This window comes from Pseudomonas sp. ADAK2 TE3594, assembly GCF_053628675.1.
Map to the genome: position 1 here is coordinate 1,026,721 of NZ_JBRJGV010000001.1, position 20,545 is coordinate 1,047,265.

Below are 20,545 nucleotides of genomic sequence, written 5' to 3' on the forward strand. Positions count from 1 at the left end.
AGCGAGGCTTGCCCGCGAAGAGACTGGTACAGGCGCTAAATCATGTGGCGAGGGGGCTTGCCCCCGTTGGGCTGCGGAGCGGACTCAAATCGGCGAATGCGGTTTTCTATCGAAACCGTCATACCGAATCTACGACTGCTACGCAGCCGAACGGAGGCAAGCCTCCTCGCCACAAAAGCTGTTTTTAAATCAACGTCTCAATGCGCAGTGAGTTGGTCGACCCCGGCTGCCCGAACGGCACACCCGCAGTAATCAGCAACGTATCGCCGCGTTGAGCCATGCCCTGTGCCTGGGCAATCTCCAGGGCCGTCGAGCACACTTCATCCACCTGGCGCAGCCGATCGTTGACCACCGAGTGCACGCCCCACGCCACCGTCAACCGCCGCGCGGTCTGCAGGTTTGGCGTCAGGTTGAGGATCGGCACCGTTGGCCGTTCCCGCGCCGCACGCAGACTCGAGGTGCCGGACTCGCTGTAATTCACCAACACCGCCACCGGTAGCACGTTGCTGATGCGGCGGATGGCGCAACTGATCGCGTCCGACACCGTGGCCTCGGCTTTCGGCCGGCTCACGTCCAGTTGGGCCTGATAGTCCGGGCCGTTTTCCACCTGACGGATGATCTTGCTCATCATCTGCACGGCTTCCAGTGGGTATTCACCGGACGCGGTTTCCGCCGACAGCATTACCGCGTCCGCGCCTTCGGCCACCGCGTTGGCGACGTCAGTGACTTCGGCGCGGGTCGGTGCGGGAGAGAAACGCATCGACTCCAGCATCTGCGTCGCCACCACCACCGGTTTGCCGAGTTCACGGCAGGTGCTGATGATGTTTTTCTGAATTTGCGGCACGCTTTCGGCCGGCACTTCCACGCCCAGGTCACCGCGAGCGACCATGATCGCATCGCTCAATTCGGCGATTTCCCGCAGTTGGGTCACGGCCGATGGCTTCTCGATTTTCGCCATCAAAAACGCCTTGTCACCGATCAGTGCGCGAGCTTCGCGGATGTCTTCCGGGCGTTGCACGAATGACAGCGCAACCCAATCCACTCCTAGCTCCAGACCGAAACTCAAGTCGCGACGATCCTTGGCGGTCAGGGGACTCAGGTCGAGCACCGCTTGCGGCACGTTGACGCCTTTGCGGTCCGACAGCTCGCCGCCATTGAGCACCGTGGTGTCGATCGCGTCGGCGTACTTGGTCACCACTCGCAGGCGCAGCTTGCCGTCGTCCAGCAGCAGGTCCATGCCTGGCTCCAGCGCGGCGATGATTTCCGGATGAGGCAGGTTGACCCGGCGCTCGTCCCCCGGCGTCGCATCCAGATCCAGGCGCAAGGCCTGACCGCGATGCAGCTGCACTTTGCCTTGGGCGAATTTTCCGACTCGCAATTTCGGGCCTTGCAGGTCCATCAGAATCCCCAGCGGGTAATTCAGCTGACGCTCGACTTCACGAATCCACTGATAGCGCTGGGCGTGGTCGGCGTGATCGCCGTGGCTGAAGTTCAGGCGAAAGATATTGACCCCGGCCTGCACCAGCTCACGGATGTCGTCGATTCCGGCGGTGGCCGGGCCAAGGGTGGCGAGGATTTTGACCTTCTTATCAGGCGTCATGTTTAGTGCTCTCGAGAATCAGGATGGCGCGGAAGTCGTTGACGTTGGTGCGGGTCGGCTCGGTGACGATCAGTGCATCCAGCGCGGCGAAATAGCCGTAGCCATTGTTGTTGTCCAGTTCATCGCTGGCGCTCAGGCCGAGGGCCGCGGCACGGGCATAACTGCCCGGAGTCATGATGGCGCCGGCGTTGTCTTCGGAGCCGTCGATGCCGTCGGTGTCACCGGCCAGCGCGTAGACGCCGGGCAGGCCTTTGAGGCTGTCGGTCAGGCTCAGCAGGAATTCGGCGTTGCGCCCGCCACGGCCATTGCCGCGCACGGTGACGGTGGTTTCGCCGCCGGACAGAATCACACACGGCGCCGCCAACGGCTGGCCGTGCTGGACGATCTGCCGGGCAATACCGGCATGGACTTTCGCCACGTCTCGGGATTCACCTTCCAGGTCGCCGAGAATCAACGGACTGAAACCGGCCTGACGGGCTTTCACCGCTGCCGCTTCGAGCGATTGCTGTGGGCGTGCGATCAACTGGAAATGACTGCGGGCCAGGCTCGGATCGCCGGGTTTGACCGTTTCCGATTCCGGGCTTTGCAGCCAGGTGCGCACCGAGGCCGGGACTTCAATGCCATAGCGCTTGAGGATCGCCAGCGCTTCGGCCGAGGTGCTCGGGTCGGCCACAGTTGGGCCGGACGCGATGACCGTGGCGAGATCGCCCGGTACATCGGAAATCGCGTAGGTATAAACCGTGGCCGGCCAGCAGGCTTTGCCCAGACGACCGCCCTTGATCGCCGAGAGGTGCTTGCGCACGCAATTCATCTCGCCGATGGTCGCGCCGGATTTGAGCAGGGCTTTGTTGATCGACTGTTTGTCGGCGAGGGTGATGCCGGCGGCGGGCAAGGCGAGGAGGGCAGAGCCACCGCCCGAGAGCAGGAAGATCACGCGGTCGTCTTCAGTCAAGTTGCTGACCAGTTCCAATACCCGCTTTGCCACGGCCAAACCCGCCGCATCCGGCACCGGGTGCGCGGCTTCGACCACTTCGATTTTTTCGCAAGGGGCGCCGTGGCCGTAACGGGTCACCACTAAACCTGCCACTTCACCCTGCCAGCAGCGCTCGACCACCTGGGCCATGGCGGCTGCAGCTTTACCGGCGCCGATGACGATCACCCGACCGCTGCGATCTTTGGGCAAATGAGCTTCGAGGACTTGCTGCGGATGGGCCGCGTCGATGGCTGTGGCAAACAGCTCGCGCAGCAATTGTTGCGGATCGACCGACATGGCGGGCTCCCGGAATTCTTGTTATTGGGGAAAGCTGCTTGCCCCTGTAGGAGCGAGGCTTGCCCGCGAACCGGCCACCTCGGTGTTTCTGCTGCACCGAGGCGATCCCTTCGCGGGCAAGCCTCGCTCCTACAGGGGCGGGTGATGGTGTTATTTATCGCGAATCGAGAAATTCGCCATGTGTTCCAGGCCTTTGATCAGCGCCGAGTGGTCCCAGTTGCTGCCACCGATGGCTGCGCAGGTGCTGAACACTTGCTGGGTATTGGCGGTGTTCGGCAGGTTGATGTTCAGCTCCTTGGCACCTTGCAGGGCCAGATTGAGGTCCTTCTGGTGCAGACTGATGCGGAAGCCCGGGTCGAAGGTGCCCTTGATCATGCGTTCGCCGTGAACTTCGAGAATCTTCGACGACGCGAAGCCACCCATCAGCGCTTCACGCACCTTGGCTGGATCGGCACCGTTTTTCGAGGCGAACAGCAAGGCTTCGGCGACGGCCTGGATGTTCAGCGCGACGATGATCTGGTTCGCCACTTTCGCGGTTTGACCGTCGCCGTTGCCACCGACCAGAGTGATGTTCTTGCCCATGGCCTGGAACAGCGGCAGGGCGCGTTCGAAGGCATCGGCATCGCCGCCGACCATGATGCTCAGGGTCGCAGCCTTGGCGCCGACTTCGCCGCCGGAAACCGGGGCGTCGAGGTACTGCGCGCCTTTCTCGTTGATTTTAGCTGCGAAGGCTTTAGTGGCAGTCGGCGAGATCGAGCTCATGTCGATCACGACTTTGCCCTTGCTCACGCCTGCCGCAACGCCATCGGCGCGGAACAGCACGTCATCGACCTGCGGAGTATCCGGGACCATGACGATGATGAACTCGGCTTCCTGGGCCACTTCTTTCGGGTTCGCCAGCGCGACGGCGCCAGCGGCGATCAGGTCGGCAGGGGCTGGGTCGTGGTGTGCCGACAGGAACAGGCTGTGACCGGCTTTCTGCAGGTTCAACGCCATTGGGTGGCCCATGATGCCGGTGCCGATAAATCCGATTTTAGCCATGAGAAAATCCTCTTGTTTTTATTGCTCTGTTCGCAAAATTCGTGGGATGGCAGCGAGGACGCCTTCGCGGGCAAGCCTCGCTCCTACAGACAACCCTGGCCCCCCGTAGGAGCGAGGCTTGCCCGCGAAGAACGATGACGCGGTGTCAGATCAAATCGCGTTATGGGTTTTCAACCAGCCCAGGCCCGCCTCAGTGGTGGTCAGCGGCTTGTATTCACAGCCAACCCAACCCTGATAACCGATGCGGTCCAGGTGTTCGAACAGGAAGCGGTAGTTGATTTCACCGGTGCCCGGTTCGTTGCGCCCTGGGTTGTCGGCCAACTGGATGTGGTTGATCTCGCCCAGGTGCGCGGCCATGGTCCGGGCCAGGTCGCCCTCCATGATTTGCATGTGATAGATGTCGTATTGCAGGAACAGGTTGGCGCTGCCGACCTGTTCGCGAATCGACAGGGCTTGCGCCGTGTTGTTCAGGTAGAAGCCTGGGATGTCACGGGTGTTGATCGCTTCCATCACCAGTTTGATGCCCACCGCTTGCAGCTTGTCGGCCGCGTATTTGAGGTTGGCGACAAAGGTCTTTTCCACGGTGGCATCGTCGATGCCTTGTGGACGAATACCGGCCAGGCAGTTGATCTGGGTATTGCCGAGCACTTTGGCGTAAGCGATGGCCAGATCGACACCGGCGCGGAATTCTTCGACCCGATCCGGCAAGCACGCAATACCGCGCTCGCCCTTGGCCCAGTCACCGGCCGGCAGGTTGAACAGCACCTGGGTCAAGCCATTGGCATCGAGCTTGGCCTTGATTTCGGCGGAGCTGAAATCGTAGGGAAACAGGTATTCGACACCACTGAAGCCGGCCTTGGCGGCAGCATCGAAACGGGCAAGAAAATCCTGCTCGGTGAACAGCATGGACAGGTTGGCTGCGAAACGCGGCATGGTGGTCTCCCGTTTAAAGTTATCGTTCCCACGCTCTGCGTGGGAATGCCTCAATGGACGCTCTGCGTCCGCTGTTGGGACGCGGAGCGTCCCGGGCTGCATTCCCACGCAGAGCGTGGGAACGATCATCAATCGAGCAGCGAAATCGCCGTTGGCGCATCGTTGCCGACCAGTGCCAGGTCTTCGAATTCGTTGACGGCGTTGATCTCGGTGCCCATGGAGATATTGGTCACGCGCTCCAGAATGATTTCGACGATCACCGGCACCTTGAACTCTTCGATCAGTTCCTGAGCCTTGCGCAGGGCAGGCTGGATCTGATCCGGTTCAAATACCCGCAGCGCCTTGCAACCCAGGCCTTCGGCGACAGCGACGTGGTCGACACCGTAACCGTTGAGTTCCGGAGCATTGAGGTTGTCGAAGGACAACTGCACGCAGTAGTCCATGTCGAAACCGCGCTGGGCCTGACGGATCAGCCCCAGGTACGAGTTGTTCACGACAACGTGGATGTACGGCAGCTTGAACTGCGCGCCCACCGCCAGTTCTTCGATCATGAACTGGAAGTCGTAGTCGCCCGAGAGCGCCACCACCTTGCGAGTCGGATCAGCCTTGACCACGCCGAGTGCGGCCGGAATGGTCCAGCCCAACGGACCGGCTTGACCGCAGTTGATCCAGTGACGCGGTTTGTAGACGTGCAGGAACTGCGCGCCGGCAATTTGCGACAGACCGATGGTGCTGACGTAGCAGGTGTCTTTGCCGAACACCTGGTTCATCTCTTCGTACACCCGTTGCGGCTTGACCGGCACGTTGTCGAAGTGAGTCTTGCGCTGCAGGCTGGCTTTGCGCTGCTGGCAGTCTTGCAGCCAGGCGCTGCGGTTTTTCAGCTTGCCGGCGGCTTGCCATTCGCGAGCGACTTCGATGAACACGGTCAACGCGGCAGCGGCGTCGGACACGATGCCCAGGTCCGGGGTGAACACGCGGCCGATCTGGGTCGGTTCGATGTCGACGTGAATGAACTTGCGGCCTTCGGTGTAAACGTCGACCGAACCGGTGTGACGGTTGGCCCAACGGTTACCGACGCCCAGTACCACGTCCGACTTCAGCATCGTGGCGTTGCCGTAGCGGTGCGAGGTTTGCAGACCGACCATGCCGACCATCAGCGGGTGATCGTCCGGGATGGTGCCCCAGCCCATCAGGGTCGGGATCACTGGAATGCCGGTCAGCTCGGCGAACTCCACCAGCAACTCGCTGGCGTCGGCATTGATGATGCCGCCACCGGCCACCAACAGTGGGCGCTCAGCCTGATCGAGCATGGCCAGGGCCTTCTCGATCTGTACGCGATTAGCGGTCGGCTTGGCCAGCGGCAGCGGCTCGTAGGCGTCGATGTCGAATTCGATTTCGGCCATCTGCACGTCGAACGGCAGGTCGATCAGCACTGGGCCTGGGCGGCCGGAGCGCATTTCATAGAAGGCTTTCTGGAACGCGTAAGGCACCTGGCCCGGCTCCATAACGGTGGTCGACCACTTGGTGACCGGCTTGACTATGCTGGTGATATCGACGGCCTGGAAGTCTTCCTTGTGCATCCGGGCCCGCGGTGCCTGGCCGGTGATGCACAGGATCGGGATCGAGTCGGCCGAGGCGCTGTAGAGCCCGGTGACCATGTCGGTGCCGGCCGGGCCGGACGTGCCGATGCACACGCCGATGTTGCCGGCCTTGGTGCGGGTGTAGCCCTCGGCCATGTGCGAGGCGCCTTCAACGTGGCGAGCGAGGACGTGATCGATGCCACCGACCTTCTGCAAGGCGGAGTACAGCGGGTTGATCGCGGCGCCCGGGATGCCAAAAGCGGTATCAACCCCTTCACGGCGCATCACCAGAACGGCGGCTTCGATTGCTCTCATTTTGCTCATGGTTTTGTGCCTCTTACGTTTTGTAATTGTATACAAGTGGCTTTGCGCAGAGTGTATTCACGGCGGACGGCGCAGGTCAATCCATTTTCTCAAGCAGCTGTTTCATTCGTCGGAAGCCCAAAGAACTGTGGCTTTTCGTCGCATGTGGCGTTTTTCGAGAATTATTGTATACAAAAAAATAATTCATTGTGTTCTATTTGTTGCATCGGATTGCGCAACAGAAAGCAATCCAACGGCTTTCCCAATAACAAAATGAGGACGGCACCATGAGCGCTTTAACCTTGAACGTCGCAGTCAACCTGGCCAACCAGGCCATCTCCGCAGGCCGTGCAATCTCTGCCGCGCCCTTGACCATTGCCGTGCTGGACGCCGGCGGGCACTTGATAACGCTGCAACGCGAAGACGGCGCCAGCCTGCTGCGCCCGCAGATCGCCATCGGTAAAGCCTGGGGCGCCATCGCCCTGGGCAAGGGCTCACGCCTGCTGGCCCAGGACGCCCAACAACGCCCGGCCTTCTTCGCCGCGCTGAATAGCCTGGGGCAGGGCAGCGTCGTCCCGGTACCGGGCGGCGTGTTGATTCGGGATCAGGATGGGAGTGTGTTGGGGGCGGTAGGGATCAGCGGTGATTTGTCTGATGTGGATGAGCAGTGCGCGATCAGGGCGATCGAAACGCAGGGGTTGAGGGCGGATGCGGGGGTGGTTGGTTGATCTTCAGCGTCTGATCGAATGTCATCGCGGGCAAGCCCGTTCCCACAGGTTCCTGCTGGTGAACACAAAATCTGTGAACACCCTTGATCCTTGTAGGTGAACACAGAATCTGTGAACACCCTCGATCCTTGTGGGAGCGGGCTTGCCCGCGATGGCGGCCTCATGGACACATCCAGATAACGGACTGTCGCGGTCTATGGGCCGCTGAGGTCTAGTCTTCTGATGAATCCATCAAAAAGGGGCAACGGATTGCCTGATCTTCCTGCTTCACATCGCCTACGAACGGGGCGCTATGCCGAACCCAATCGAATCTACTTACTGACTACCAATACACTTGATCGCGAGCCGGTATTTGCGGATTTCGCATTGGGCAGGTTGGTTGTTCATCAATTTCGCCAAGCACAGAACACAGGGTTAGTGAATTCACTGGCATGGGTGGTCATGCCTGATCACTTCCATTGGCTTGTCGAATTGGAGAAATGTTCGCTCAGTAATCTGATGCGTCAAACCAAGTCACTGATTACGCGGGAGGTGAATCTTTCCAGTAACAGGAACGGACCACTTTGGCTGCAGGGCTATCACGACCGGGCATTGAGGCGAGAAGAAGACTTGGTGAAGATGGCAGGGTATGTAGTGGCCAATCCATTGCGGGCAGGTCTTGTGGAGCGGCTTGGCGACTATCCGTTGTGGGATGCCATCTGGCTTTAAGACTTCAGATCGAGTCGCCTTCATCGCGGGCAAGCCCGCTCCCACAAGGATTGAGGGTGTTCACATATTTTGTGTACACCACCGAACCTGTGGGAGCGGGCTTGCCCGCGATTGGGGTTCACTCAGTCTATCAGTCCAGCTCACACCCTTTGAGCACCAACCGGATAATCGTCTGCGCCGCCGCCTCATAGTCGGCCTCATCCAGCTTGGCTTTACCGGTAACCGCGGAGATCTGCCAGTCAAAGTCGGCGTAGGTCTGGGTCGCGGCCCAGATGCTGAACATCAGGTGGTTGGGGTCGATCGGGGCGATCTGGCCGCGGTCGATCCAGGTCTGGATGCAGTCGATGTTGTGCCTGGCCTGGCCGTTGAGCTGCTCGACCAGGTCAGGGCTCAGGTGCGGGGCGCCGTGCATGATTTCGCTGGCGAACACCTTGGAGGCGAAGGGCAGGTCACGGGATATGCGGATTTTCGAGCGAATGTAACCGCTCAGCACTTCGCCGGGCACGCCATCGGCGTTGAACGGCGTCGAGGCCTGCAGGATCGGCACGATGATACTTTCCAGGACCTCGCGGTAGAGGTTTTCCTTGGATTTGAAGTAGTAGTAGACGTTGGGCTTGGGCAGCCCGGCCTTGGCCGCGATGTCACTGGTTTTGGTCGCAGCGAAGCCCTTGTCGGCAAATTCTTCACTGGCGGCACGCAGGATCAGTTCTTTGTTGCGCTCGCGGATGGTGCTCATAAACCAAGGAGTTCCTTGCCTGTTCTGGCGGTTGCGCATGGTAGCACCGGCCTCGCGCGGCGCTCAAGAATGCCCCGTGTAGCCTCGGGTCGCGCTATGCTGCGCACCATTCATTCGAGAAGGAAACCTGATTCATGGCAGGAAGCAGTTTGCTGGTGCTGATCGACGACATCGCCACCGTACTGGACGATGTGGCGTTGATGACCAAAATGGCCGCGAAGAAGACCGCCGGTGTGCTTGGCGACGATCTGGCGCTCAACGCCCAGCAGGTTTCCGGCGTGCGTGCCGAGCGGGAAATCCCGGTGGTGTGGGCGGTGGCCAAGGGCTCGTTCCTCAACAAGCTGATCCTGGTGCCGTCGGCGTTGGCCATCAGCGCGTTCATTCCGTGGCTGGTCACGCCGTTGTTGATGGTCGGTGGCGCTTACCTGTGCTTTGAAGGTTTCGAGAAACTCGCCCACAAATTCCTGCACAGCAAAGCTGAAGATCAGGCCGAACACGCAGAACTGGTCGAGGCCGTGGCCAACCCGGCGGTCGATCTGGTGGCGTTCGAGAAGGACAAGATCAAAGGGGCGATCCGTACCGACTTCATCCTTTCGGCGGAAATCATCGCCATCACCTTGGGCACCGTGGCTGCCGCTTCGCTGACCCAGCAAGTGATCGTGCTCTCGGGCATCGCCATCGTCATGACCATCGGCGTCTACGGCCTGGTGGCCGGCATCGTCAAACTCGATGACCTCGGTCTGTGGCTGACCCAGAAGCCCGGGCAAATGGCCAAAAGCATCGGCGGCGGGATTCTGCGTGCAGCGCCGTACATGATGAAAAGCCTGTCGGTGATCGGCACCGCGGCGATGTTTTTGGTCGGCGGCGGGATTCTGACCCACGGCGTGCCGGTGATTCATCACTGGATCGAGAGTGTCAGCGCGAGTGCTGGTGGGGCCGGGTTTATCGTGCCGACGTTGCTGAATGCTGTGGCCGGGATTATTGCCGGTGCGGCGGTTTTGGTGGGCGTAATGGCTGTCGGCAAGCTTTGGAAAACGATGAAAGCCTGAACCTGTGGGAGCGAGCCTGCTCGCGATAGCGGTCTAGCAGTCAACATTGATGGTGAATGTGATGGCCTCATCGCGAGCAGGCTCGCTCCCACAGTTGATTGGTGGTGTTTGAGACGCCGCGCATAAAAAGGCCATTCGACGCAAATCGAATGGCCTTTTTTATTGTCGACAGAATTACTCGGCGACCTGCAGCTTGCGCGACTCGGTGTACACGTAACGCACTTTTTCATACTCGAACGGCGTGTTCAGCTGGCCGTAACGGAAGCTGTTCTGATAGCGCTTGTCGATGATGCGAAGAGCCCAGACTTCCGGATGGTTGGAGCTGACTTCGGCCACATTCAGGAAGTTGATCGCCGATTCGCCGGTGTAATCCACCACCAGGCCTGCAGTGTCACGCAGGTTTGAGGGGCCGAGGATCGGCAGCACGAAGTAGGCGCCGCCCGGTACGCCGTAGAAGCCCAGTGTCTGACCAAAGTCTTCGCTCTGGCGCGGCAGTCCCATGGCGGTGGCCGGGTCCCACAGGCCGGCGACACCGATGGTGGTGTTGAGCAGCAGGCGCGCGGTGGTTTCCATCGAACGCTGCCCCTTGAATTGCAGCAGACTGTTTACCAGGTTCGGTATATCGCCGACGTTGTTGAAGAAGTTACTGACGCCGGTGCGCAGGAAGCTTGGGGTGATATAGCGATAGCCGTTGACCACGGGCAGGAACACCCATTGGTCGAAACGGTAGTTGAAGTGGTAGACGCGGCGGTTCCATTCTTCCAGCGGGTCGTAGACGTTCAGCGCGTTGAGCGTCGAACGTTCGAACTCGCGCTGATCCAGCCCCGGGTTGAATTTGAGTTTGCTCAGCGGTTCCTTGAAGCCGTCACTATCGACCACCACAGGTGCATTGGCCTTGCTGTTGTCGGCATTGGCGACGCCTGCACAGAGTAACGCTGCGATCAGGAGGGGGTATTTAGCCACGGAAAAACTCCAGCATGGCGTCGCTGTTGACGCGATAGTTGAGGTTGCCGCAATGGCCGCCCAATGGATAAACAGTCAAACGGTCGCCGAAGGTCCTGCGCAGAAACCCCAGGTCGCCAGGGCCGAGAATCACGTCGTCGGCGTTGTGCATGACGGCGATTTTCGGGCTGTCGTGCAGGTAGTCCTTGAGCGCATACAGGCTGACCTGATCGATCAGTTGCAGCAGGCTGCCGCCGTCGGTGCGGGCGCGCCACATCGGAATGACCTGTTCGGTCAGGTAGCAGTCGAAGTCGCATTGCAGTGCGCGTTTGAGGAACGGCGTGAGGGTGGTGCCTTCGGTGATCGGGTATTTCGGTGGCGTGATCAGACCGCGGCGGTTGATCAGGTCCGAGGTGAAGGCGATGTCCGCTGCCGAGAAACGGAACGAAGTGCCAATCAGCATGGCCATCTGTTCGTTGCTCAAGTGCTGCTTGGACTGCTGGAAGTCGTAGAGCAGGGCATCGTTGAGGTCGATGTAGCCTTTCTGCTGGAAGTAGCGGGTCAGTTTGTCCAGTACCAGTTCATAGAAGGTGGTGCTGTTGGTGATGCCCTTTACCTCTGTTTGTACCAGCTTGTCCAGGTTGGTGACCGAGGTGTAAAGGTTGACCGGTGGGTTGAGCAGCAAGACTTTCTTGAAATTGAAGCTGCGACGGGTTTCATCCAGGTGCGCGACGAAGGCTGCATCCAGTGCGCCAAGGCTGTAACCGGTCAGGAAATAATCGGTGACTGGCAGCTTTGGGTTCTGTGCCCGAACGGCCTGCATCACTCGGTACATGTCTTCGGCATCTTCCTTGGTCACGCCCGGTGTGGCGAAACGCGAAGCGGCGGTCATGAAGTCGAAGCTGGTCGGCGACGACAGCTGCACCACGTGATAGCCGGCCTTGTAGTAGAGCTTTTTCAGGTACTCGTTGAGGGTGCTGTCATAGCGTGCACCCGTGCCGGAGATCAGGAAGATCAACGGTGCTGCTTGATCTTGCGTGGCGATGCGGTAGGTGAGTTTCTTTACCGGCCAGAAGTTGTCCGGCAGGCTGAACTCACGCTCAGGGCGCAACGTGACGCTGCGATCCTCCTGATTGATATCGTCGTCCAGCGGCAATTCCGGGCGTAACTCCGGCGGTGTCGTGGCGATGGTCGCCTCGAACGGGTTGGTCAGGGGGTAGCCGTAACTGGCGGCATCAATGTCGGCCGCCAGTGCGGACGCACTTAAAATCAAGCCGCCAAGCAGGGCGGCGAAGCGCAAGGAACGGAGCATGACTAGATCCCTTAGAGGAAGGTGCCGAATGAAGTTCGCAGGCTATGACCATCGGATTTGCGCCAAAGTGCCATGATCGACAGCAAACAGGCCTGATTTCGGAGCAACGGTAGCGGGACGATACACTTTGCAGCTATTTCATGAACAGTTATCTGTTGATGTCACTTGCTTACCGCGGGCGGGGGATTAAGCTGGCCGCCGATTTCGTTTATTGGAGTGATTCATGTCCCGCCGTCTGCCCGTGATTCTGCTGATCGTTCTTCTGCCAATGTGGCTGGCCGCCAGTTATGGCGCGCGTTATGGCTTCATGGAGGATGCTCAATGGGTTGGCATTTGCGTTGATGAGGCCAGTCGCTGGGAATGCCAGATTCGGTCGAACCTGGGCTTTATGATTCACTTCAAGGTGTTGGGCTGGTCGGCAATGGCCGCCGCCGTGATCGGTTTTGTGCTGCCGGGGCGGGCGGGGTGGTGGCTGGCGGTGCTGGCGCTGGTGTTCGGGTTTCCGGCGCTGGCGTTGTACAACACCACGCTGGCGGTGTTTGCGGTGGTGATTGCTGCTTTGCGTCTGGTCCGGGCTTCTCGTAGCGCCTGATAGTCAGTCTTCGCGGGCAAGCCTCGCTCCTACAGTTTAGAGTCGTTCGCAATTATCACGGTCGACATAAATCTGTAGGAGCGAGGCTTGCCCGCGAAGAGGCCCGCAAGCACGCCGAAGATCAGCCCTTGCGAACCCGCAAGCTGCGCCACAACGCCGCCACCATCAACACACTCACCAGCGCCCAACCCCAGGCCTGCTGGTTCTGCAAACCTTCTTGATACAACTGCGGCGCAATGCCGGCACCGATGATGAAGGTCAGCAGGGCGATTTCCCGACGTGGCACACTGACCGGACGGCACAGGTACACCAGCGCCGGCAGGATGAACGCGACGCTCGGGAAGCTGCGATAACGTGGGTCGAACACCAGCTCCAGCATCATCACCGCTGCGGTAAAACCTGCTGCTGCCAGCCACCAGCCGGCGCGACGTTCCAGTGCATTGAAGGCGCGTTCACGCCAGCCGGTACGAGCGCTCAAGGTCAGCGCGGCATGCGCCAGCACCAACAGGTTCAACCCCGTCAGCAAGGCGACCCACAGCCATTCACTGGTAAACCGGGTGGTGACACGGGCCAGATCGCCCCAGGCGCCAATCGAACAGGCCGCCAACGCGCCGAGCAGTGGCAGAACCAACGCCGCGCGGGTGCTGCGAACGCGACCGCCGAGGATCAGCGTGCCGATGAAGATCAAGCCACCCAGTGCCAGCCATTGCGACCAGTACGGCACGTTCGAGACCGGCCCGGCCAGCACGCCCTTGTCCTGACGATCGGCGTCGAACAGTCCCCAGTAACCCCCGACCGCACCTTCGCTGGCGCGTTTCCAGGGTTGGTCGAACGCCTCGATCAGGTTGTAATGCCAGCCTTGCTGTTCGGCCATGATCACAAAGCTGCGAATGAACTTGGCTTCATTGACCCGGCTCGGCAGGGCGGTTTCGCGCTGACGGCCTTCGCTCGGCCAGCCGGTTTCGCCAATCATCACGTCCTTGGGCGCAAATTTGTTGCCGAACACCTGACGTACTTCGGCCACATGCTGCAGTGCAGCGTCGATGTTCGACGGATCATCTTCCCAGTACGGCAGCAAATGGATGGTCAGGAAGTCCACCGCGGGGGCGATTTCCGGGTGCTTGAGCCAGAATTCCCAGACGTCGGCGTAGGTCACCGGTTGTTTGACCTGACTTTTGACCTTGTTAATCAGCGTTGCCAACTGTGCGCCGGTGACTTCCTTGCGCAGCAGGGTTTCGTTACCTACGATCACCGAGGTCACTACATCGGCGTTGGCATTGGCCGAGGCGATCAGCAGATCGACTTCCTTGGCGGTGTCCACCGGGTTGCTGTTGACCCAGGCGCCGATCATCAGCTTCAAGCCGTGCTTGCGTGCCAGATCGGGCAGCGCCTCGAGGCCAGTCATGGAATAGGTGCGGATGCATTCGAAGCGGGTCGCCAGCAGCGCGAGGTCGGCGTCCATGCGCTCGGGGCGCAGTTTGAACGGAACATCGAACGGCGATTGGTCTTTGTCGAACGGGGTGTAGGAGGCGCATTGCAGCTTGTGCGTCGCGCTGGCCACGTCCGGCAGGATCACCGGTTTGCCGAGTCCATACCAGAAGCCACCGAGGGCAAAAAGCCCCAGCAGGCAGGCAAATAAATAAGCAAAAAAAGGAAAGCGGGATGTCGCGGGCATGGTCAGGCCGTCTGGGAACAAAGCCGCGCATGTTACCTGCATTTGTCCCGCGCTTGGTGGCCTGCATAATTTTGTCATGCAAAGTTTGGGCGGGGTTGGCGCGCATGCTTTCACAGGGCACGATTAATGGCGTTCTGATGTCGTTTCTCGATGTCTTGAGGTCGCTGACAGAGCAGGTCGTCGTTGGCGTCAGGTTGATTATCGTGGCGTCAGTACTCCGCTGATGTTTGAACGAGTTTGCGGTGAGGCGTGATGGGGGCGCTGTGCACCATAACAATACGTTGAGCGGCTCGGCATCCGTCGAGCGCAGCACTTTCGGGGAAGTAACGATGAAGATGCGACGACTCTTGGGCGCAGGTGCCGCTTTGGTGCTGGCGATCAGTTCTACGATGGCCAGCGCTGAAGGCAAGGCAGTGACGATCGGTTATGTAGACGGCTGGTCGGACAGCGTCGCCACGACCAACGTGGCCGCGGAAGTGATCAGGCAGAAACTCGGTTATGACGTAAAGCTGCAAGCGGTTGCCACCGGGATCATGTGGCAAGGTGTGGCCACTGGCAAACTCGACGCCATGCTGTCGGCGTGGCTGCCCGTGACTCACGGTGAATACTGGACGAAGAACAAGGATCAGGTCGTCGATTACGGCCCGAACTTCAAGGATGCGAAAATCGGCCTGATCGTGCCGGAGTACGTCAAGGCCAAGTCTATTGCCGATCTGAAAACCGACGACAGCTTCAAAAATCGTATCGTCGGTATCGATGCCGGTTCAGGCGTGATGCTCAAGTCCGAGCAGGCGATCAAGGACTATGGCCTGGACGGCTACACCCTCAAGGCCAGTTCTGGCGCCGGGATGATTGCCGAGCTGACTCGTGCCGAGAAGAAAAACGAATCCATTGCCGTCACCGGTTGGGTGCCGCACTGGATGTTCGCCAAGTGGAAACTGCGCTTCCTGGAAGACCCGAAAGGCGTTTACGGCGCAGCTGAAACCGTGAACAGCATCGGCAGCAAAGAACTGGCAACCAAAGCGCCTGAAGTTGCGAAGTTCCTGAAGAACTTCCAGTGGGCGTCGAAAGACGAAATCGGCCAAGTCATGTTGGCGATTCAGGACGGTGCCAAGCCTGAAGCAGCAGCGAAAGACTGGGTGGCCAAACACCCGGATCGCGTTGCCGACTGGACCAAATGATTTGACCTGAAGCGTCTGGTCAGCACCTCTAAAGGCCCCTTGGCTTAAATGCCAAGGGGCTTTTTGCTTTTTCATGTGTTTAACGCCTGCTGGAAAATGGCGACTCTGTCATGTCGTTCTAATACTAAGGTCGTCTGGAACCTGTCCGGCAGCCGCATAGAGTGGATACCGTTCCAACTAAATCTGTGCTGCGAGGATAAAAACAATGAACGACAGCATTTACCTCTCGATTCAAAACAGCTCGCGCTTCAAGGAGCTGGTCAGCAAGAGAGAACGATTCGCCTGGATTCTTTCAGCGATCATGCTTGGGCTGTACTCCGGATTCATCCTTTTGATTGCTTACGGGCCGCATATCCTGGGCGCGAAAATCAGCCCCGAGTCTTCGATTACCTGGGGCATTCCGATCGGTGTCGGGCTGATTGTTTCGGCCTTTATCCTGACGGGCATCTACGTGCGACGCGCCAATGGCGAATTCGACGACCTGAACAATGCGATTCTCAAGGAGGCTCAGCAATGATCCGGCGTCTAATGGCTCTATTGAGCATCGCAACCTTTGCACCTGGCGCCTGGGCGGCTGAAGCGCTCACGGGTGCGGTACAGAAACAACCACTCAACATTTCCGCGATCTTGATGTTCGTGGCGTTCGTGGGAGCAACCCTGTGCATCACTTATTGGGCGTCCAAGCGTAACAACTCGGCGGCCGACTATTATGCGGCGGGCGGCAAGATCACCGGTTTCCAGAACGGTCTGGCGATTGCCGGTGACTACATGTCCGCGGCGTCCTTCCTGGGTATTTCCGCCCTGGTGTTCACCTCCGGCTACGACGGCCTGATCTACTCGATCGGCTTCCTGGTGGGCTGGCCGATCATTCTGTTCCTGATCGCCGAGCGCCTGCGTAACCTGGGCAAGTACACCTTTGCCGACGTGGCGTCCTATCGCCTCGGGCAAACCCAGATCCGCTCGCTGTCGGCCTGCGGTTCGCTGGTGGTGGTGGCGTTCTACCTGATCGCGCAAATGGTCGGTGCTGGCAAGCTGATTCAACTGTTGTTCGGTCTCGACTATCACGTTGCGGTGATTCTGGTCGGTATCCTGATGTGCATGTACGTGCTGTTCGGCGGCATGCTGGCGACCACTTGGGTGCAGATCATCAAGGCGGTGCTGTTGCTGTCCGGTGCCTCGTTCATGGCGCTGATGGTGATGAAGCACGTCAACTTCGACTTCAACGCGCTGTTCTCCGAGGCGATCAAGGTTCACCCTAAAGGTGAAGCGATCATGAGCCCGGGCGGCCTGGTGAAAGATCCGGTCTCGGCGTTCTCCCTCGGCCTGGCGCTGATGTTCGGTACCGCTGGCCTGCCGCACATCCTGATGCGCTTCTTCACCGTGAGCGACGCTAAAGAAGCGCGTAAAAGCGTGCTGTATGCAACTGGCTTCATTGGCTACTTCTACATCCTGACCTTCATCATCGGCTTCGGCGCGATCCTGCTGGTCAGCACCAATCCGGCCTTCAAAGATGCGGCTGGCGCGCTGATGGGTGGCAACAACATGGCGGCGGTGCATTTGGCCAACGCGGTGGGTGGCAGTGTGTTCCTGGGCTTCATTTCGGCGGTGGCGTTCGCAACCATCCTGGCGGTGGTAGCCGGTCTGACCCTGGCCGGTGCTTCGGCGGTGTCCCATGACCTGTATGCCAGTGTGATCAAGAAGGGCAAGGCCAACGAGAAGGACGAGATCCGTGTCTCGAAAATCACCACCATTGCTTTGGCGGTGCTGGCGATCGGCCTGGGTATTCTGTTCGAGAAGCAGAACATTGCGTTCATGGTGGGCCTGGCGTTCTCCATCGCAGCGAGCTGTAACTTCCCGGTGCTGCTGCTTTCCATGTATTGGAAGAAACTGACGACTCGCGGTGCGATGATCGGCGGCTGGCTGGGTCTGGTCAGTGCTGTTGGCTTGATGGTGCTGGGGCCAACCATCTGGGTGCAGATCCTGGGTCACGAGAAGGCGATCTTCCCGTATGAATACCCGGCGCTGTTCTCCATGGCCATTGCGTTTGTCGGGATCTGGTTCTTCTCGATCACCGATAAGTCGGCCGAGGGTGTGAACGAGCGGGCGCTGTTCTTCCCGCAGTTTGTTCGTTCGCAGACTGGGTTGGGGGCGAGTGGGGCAGTTTCGCACTAAGGCTTTGAGTTTCTATATATAAGCTGAGCTACACAAAATGCCCTGGTCGAGAGATTGGGGCATTTTTTATTGGGCGGTTATCGGACTCTGTTCGGCTTGCTTGCGAAGGCGGCCTGATAGTCGACTGGGTTTTTTGATCGGTACATATCCGTTTCTGTGGTAGCGCCGGCTGGCGGTTATCGCCCGCCCTTGTAGGAGCGAGGCTTGCCCGCGAAGGCGGCCTGATTGCCGACCGGGCTCTTTGATTGTGTACATATCCGTTTCTGCGGTCACGGCCGCTGGCGGTTTCGCTCTTACAGCGAGTCACTTTCGAAAAGCGCGAAAGTAACCAAAGCGCTCTTGCCCCGCCATTCGGTGCCTCGCCTAGGCTCGGCATACCCTCACTCCGGCATTGCTCCGGGGGCGGCTACCGCGGCATCCTTGCCGCGGTGCCCCCTACGCAATACCTGCGTTCGGCCTCTGGGAAAGGCGCAGCAGATCAAGATCAAAAGCCGAAGCAACGGCAACGGCAAGATCAACAGCTTCGCGAGCAGGCCCGCTCCCACAGTTGGACTGGGTACATCCGGGAGAGATTGGTCGGCTGTCAGGCCGCCATCGCAGGTAAGCCAGCTCCCACAAAAAATCAGAGCACATCCGCTCTGCTTTTCACCACTCAACAGGCCGAGCGTTAGCTCGCCTGCAGCTTTTGATCTTGATGCACCGCCCCCTCGTGAGGCCGAGTGGAGGTTCTGCGCAGTGGGCAACCCGGCATGGATGCCGGGTTAGCCGCGCACGGCCATGGATGGCCGATCGCGGCGGGCCCACGGAGCAGGACCGGAGCGAGGGCATGCCGAGCCTAAGCGAGGCACCGAACGACAGGGGCAGAAGCGCTTTGGTTACTTTCGCGCTTTTCGAAAGTGACCCGCTGTAAGAGCGGAACCGCCAGCCGGCGCAACCGAAGAAACGGATATGTACACAACCATAGAGCCCGGTCGGCCCTCAGGCCGCCGCGTCACTCAACGTCAGGCACAAACAAAAACGGCCCCTATCTAAATAGAGGCCGTTTCCGGTACAGCTCAAGACGTTATCGCAAGACAGGTCTTACTCGCGGTCTTCCAGCTTGGTGATATCACGCGACTCGTAGCCGGTGTACAACTGGCGCGGGCGGCCGATCTTGTACGGGCTGGAGAGCATTTCTTTCCAGTGGGAGATCCAGCCGACGGTCCGCGCAAGAGCGAAGATCACGGTGAACATGCTGGTCGGAATGCCGATCGCCTTGAGGATGATCCCCGAGTAGAAGTCGACGTTCGGGTACAGCGAGCGTTCGATGAAGTACGGATCGGTCAGGGCGATCTCTTCCAGGCGCATGGCCAGTTCGAGTTGCGGATCGTTGGTGATGCCCAGCTCTTTCAGCACTTCGTCGCAGGTTTGCTTCATGACGGTGGCGCGTGGGTCGCGGTTTTTGTAAACCCGGTGACCGAAGCCCATCAATTTGAACGGATCGTTCTTGTCCTTGGCCTTGGCGATGTACTTGTCGATGTTCGAAACATCGCCAATCTCGTCAAGCATGGTCAGAACGGCTTCGTTCGCACCGCCGTGGGCAGGGCCCCACAGTGCAGCGATACCGGCGGCGATACAGGCGAACGGGTTGGCACCCGACGAACCGGCCAGACGTACGGTAGAAGTCGATGCGTTTTGCTCGTGGTCGGCATGGAGGATGAAGATCCGGTCCATGGCCTTGGCGAGTACCGGGCTGATCGGTTTGATCTCGCACGGGGTGTTGAACATCATGTGCAGGAAGTTTTCCGCGTACGACAGGTCGTTGCGCGGGTACATCATGGGTTGGCCCATGGAGTACTTGTAAACCATTGCGGCCAGGGTCGGCATCTTGGCAACCAGGCGGATCGCGGAGATTTCGCGATGCTGCGGGTTATTGATGTCGAGGGAGTCGTGGTAGAAGGCCGAGAGGGCGCCCACTACGCCGCACATGACGGCCATCGGGTGAGCGTCGCGACGGAAGCCGTTGAAGAAGGTCTTCAACTGCTCGTGAACCATGGTGTGGTTCTTCACGGTGCCTACGAACTGGGCCTTCTGCTCTGCGGTCGGCAATTCGCCGTTGAGCAGCAGGTAGCAGGTTTCCAGGTAGTCCGACTTTTCAGCCAGCTGTTCGATCGGGTAGCCGCGGTGCAGCAGAATGCCGTTGTCGCCGTCGATATAGGTGATCTTCGACTCGCAGGAGGCAGTCGACATGAAACCAGGGTCAAAGGTGAAACGGCCCGTGGCCGTCAGGCCCCGAACGTCGATAACATCGGGACCAACGGTGCCGGTTAAAATGGGCAGCTCGACGGGGGCTGCGCCCTCGATGATCAACTGCGCTTTTTTGTCAGCCATGTGGCCTCCTATTTATGCTTGAAATCATCAGACAGACCCCCCACGCAGGGCCCGCACCACTATAGTGAGATAAATTCGAATGTCAATTTGCCTAAAGTCTTGCTCCAGAAGGCTTTAACCGGACTTTTTCCTCGAAATTGACTGCCATTTACGCCTTTTATCTCACTTGCGCAATCAGCTATTAGGGGAAGGTGAACGCGTTGTCATTAGTAGCCTAACTGTCTATACTCGGCCACCGACCGCCAGGGGCTTTTGGGCCTGCTTTATTGGGGGTCGCATCCCTGGGTGGTGGTTACCTGACCAGTGCACTCCCCAACAACTTTGCCCTGATTGTTAGGGGCTCTTCAGTGTGA

The 20,545-nt window shown here is 59.4% G+C and carries 17 protein-coding genes; 7 read left to right on the top strand and 10 right to left on the bottom strand.

What is annotated here, in order from left to right; genetic code table 11:
* Positions 1-184: 184 nt before the first annotated feature.
* The 5 genes from pyk to gcl all read right to left on the bottom strand — a co-directional run bounded on the left by pyk (position 185) and on the right by gcl (position 6,748).
* The gene (gene pyk / locus AB7M22_RS04615; protein ID WP_454185390.1) at positions 185-1,600 is read right to left on the bottom strand and encodes a pyruvate kinase; all 1,416 of its coding nucleotides are present in this window, start codon (positions 1,598-1,600) and stop codon (positions 185-187) included.
* A complete protein-coding gene (locus tag AB7M22_RS04620; RefSeq protein ID WP_454185391.1) occupies positions 1,590-2,870 on the bottom strand; it encodes a glycerate kinase type-2 family protein in 1,281 nt (426 codons plus the stop codon). The genes pyk and AB7M22_RS04620 overlap by 11 nt, the downstream gene beginning before the upstream one ends.
* Positions 2,871-3,020: 150 nt before the next feature.
* On the bottom strand, positions 3,021-3,911 hold the full coding sequence (locus AB7M22_RS04625; protein ID WP_008014976.1) for a 2-hydroxy-3-oxopropionate reductase: 891 nt from the start codon (positions 3,909-3,911) through the stop codon (positions 3,021-3,023).
* 150 nt (positions 3,912-4,061) lie between these two features.
* Positions 4,062-4,844 (bottom strand): hydroxypyruvate isomerase, encoded by a 783-nt coding sequence (hyi, locus tag AB7M22_RS04630; protein ID WP_454185392.1) that lies wholly within the window; start codon positions 4,842-4,844, stop codon positions 4,062-4,064.
* A gap of 128 nt (positions 4,845-4,972) precedes the next feature.
* A complete protein-coding gene (gcl, locus tag AB7M22_RS04635; protein WP_008014981.1) occupies positions 4,973-6,748 on the bottom strand; it encodes a glyoxylate carboligase in 1,776 nt (591 codons plus the stop codon).
* 266 nt (positions 6,749-7,014) lie between these two features.
* Here gcl and AB7M22_RS04640 point away from each other — a divergent pair, with 266 nt between their 5' ends.
* Together AB7M22_RS04640 and AB7M22_RS04645 are read left to right on the top strand one after the other, a co-directional pair.
* The gene (locus AB7M22_RS04640) at positions 7,015-7,455 is read left to right on the top strand and encodes a GlcG/HbpS family heme-binding protein (protein ID WP_123720730.1); all 441 of its coding nucleotides are present in this window, start codon (positions 7,015-7,017) and stop codon (positions 7,453-7,455) included.
* A 249-nt stretch (positions 7,456-7,704) separates the two neighbouring features.
* Positions 7,705-8,163 (top strand): REP-associated tyrosine transposase, encoded by a 459-nt coding sequence (locus AB7M22_RS04645; protein WP_454188759.1) that lies wholly within the window; start codon positions 7,705-7,707, stop codon positions 8,161-8,163.
* Positions 8,164-8,293: 130 nt separating this feature from the next.
* Here AB7M22_RS04645 and AB7M22_RS04650 read toward each other — a convergent pair whose 3' ends face one another.
* Positions 8,294-8,899, bottom strand: a complete 606-nt coding sequence (locus tag AB7M22_RS04650) for a TetR/AcrR family transcriptional regulator (RefSeq protein ID WP_454185393.1) — start codon at positions 8,897-8,899, stop codon at positions 8,294-8,296.
* A gap of 134 nt (positions 8,900-9,033) precedes the next feature.
* Here AB7M22_RS04650 and AB7M22_RS04655 point away from each other — a divergent pair, with 134 nt between their 5' ends.
* Positions 9,034-9,948, top strand: coding sequence for a DUF808 domain-containing protein (locus tag AB7M22_RS04655; protein WP_454185394.1), 915 nt, complete (start codon positions 9,034-9,036; stop codon positions 9,946-9,948).
* A 174-nt stretch (positions 9,949-10,122) separates the two neighbouring features.
* Here AB7M22_RS04655 and AB7M22_RS04660 read toward each other — a convergent pair whose 3' ends face one another.
* Both AB7M22_RS04660 and AB7M22_RS04665 read right to left on the bottom strand, forming a co-directional pair.
* Positions 10,123-10,911, bottom strand: a complete 789-nt coding sequence (locus AB7M22_RS04660) for an MlaA family lipoprotein (RefSeq protein ID WP_008014990.1) — start codon at positions 10,909-10,911, stop codon at positions 10,123-10,125.
* On the bottom strand, positions 10,904-12,202 hold the full coding sequence (locus AB7M22_RS04665; protein ID WP_454185395.1) for a serine/threonine protein kinase: 1,299 nt from the start codon (positions 12,200-12,202) through the stop codon (positions 10,904-10,906). The genes AB7M22_RS04660 and AB7M22_RS04665 overlap by 8 nt, the downstream gene beginning before the upstream one ends.
* Positions 12,203-12,425: 223 nt before the next feature.
* Between AB7M22_RS04665 and AB7M22_RS04670 the strand changes: the two genes are divergently transcribed.
* Positions 12,426-12,794 carry a hypothetical protein gene (locus AB7M22_RS04670; protein WP_454185396.1) on the top strand — a complete coding sequence of 123 codons (369 nt, stop codon included), beginning with the start codon at positions 12,426-12,428 and terminating at the stop codon, positions 12,792-12,794.
* A 121-nt stretch (positions 12,795-12,915) separates the two neighbouring features.
* Here the strand turns inward: AB7M22_RS04670 and AB7M22_RS04675 are convergent, their stop codons facing one another.
* Positions 12,916-14,511: a glycoside hydrolase family 17 protein gene (locus AB7M22_RS04675; RefSeq protein ID WP_454185397.1), complete on the bottom strand. Its 1,596-nt coding sequence runs from the start codon at positions 14,509-14,511 to the stop codon at positions 12,916-12,918.
* Positions 14,512-14,798: 287 nt separating this feature from the next.
* On the opposite strand from AB7M22_RS04675, the gene AB7M22_RS04680 reads away from it, so the two are divergent.
* The 3 genes from AB7M22_RS04680 to AB7M22_RS04690 all read left to right on the top strand — a co-directional run bounded on the left by AB7M22_RS04680 (position 14,799) and on the right by AB7M22_RS04690 (position 17,822).
* On the top strand, positions 14,799-15,650 hold the full coding sequence (locus AB7M22_RS04680; RefSeq protein ID WP_008014997.1) for a glycine betaine ABC transporter substrate-binding protein: 852 nt from the start codon (positions 14,799-14,801) through the stop codon (positions 15,648-15,650).
* Between the two features lie 205 nt (positions 15,651-15,855).
* Positions 15,856-16,167, top strand: a complete 312-nt coding sequence (locus AB7M22_RS04685) for a DUF485 domain-containing protein (protein WP_007894282.1) — start codon at positions 15,856-15,858, stop codon at positions 16,165-16,167.
* Positions 16,164-17,822, top strand: a complete 1,659-nt coding sequence (locus tag AB7M22_RS04690; RefSeq protein WP_454185398.1) for a cation acetate symporter — start codon at positions 16,164-16,166, stop codon at positions 17,820-17,822. The genes AB7M22_RS04685 and AB7M22_RS04690 overlap by 4 nt, the downstream gene beginning before the upstream one ends.
* 1,080 nt (positions 17,823-18,902) lie before the next feature.
* On the opposite strand, the gene gltA is transcribed toward AB7M22_RS04690, so the two are convergent.
* Positions 18,903-20,192, bottom strand: coding sequence for a citrate synthase (gene gltA, locus AB7M22_RS04695; protein WP_007898998.1), 1,290 nt, complete (start codon positions 20,190-20,192; stop codon positions 18,903-18,905).
* Between the last annotated feature and the right edge of the window lie 353 nt (positions 20,193-20,545).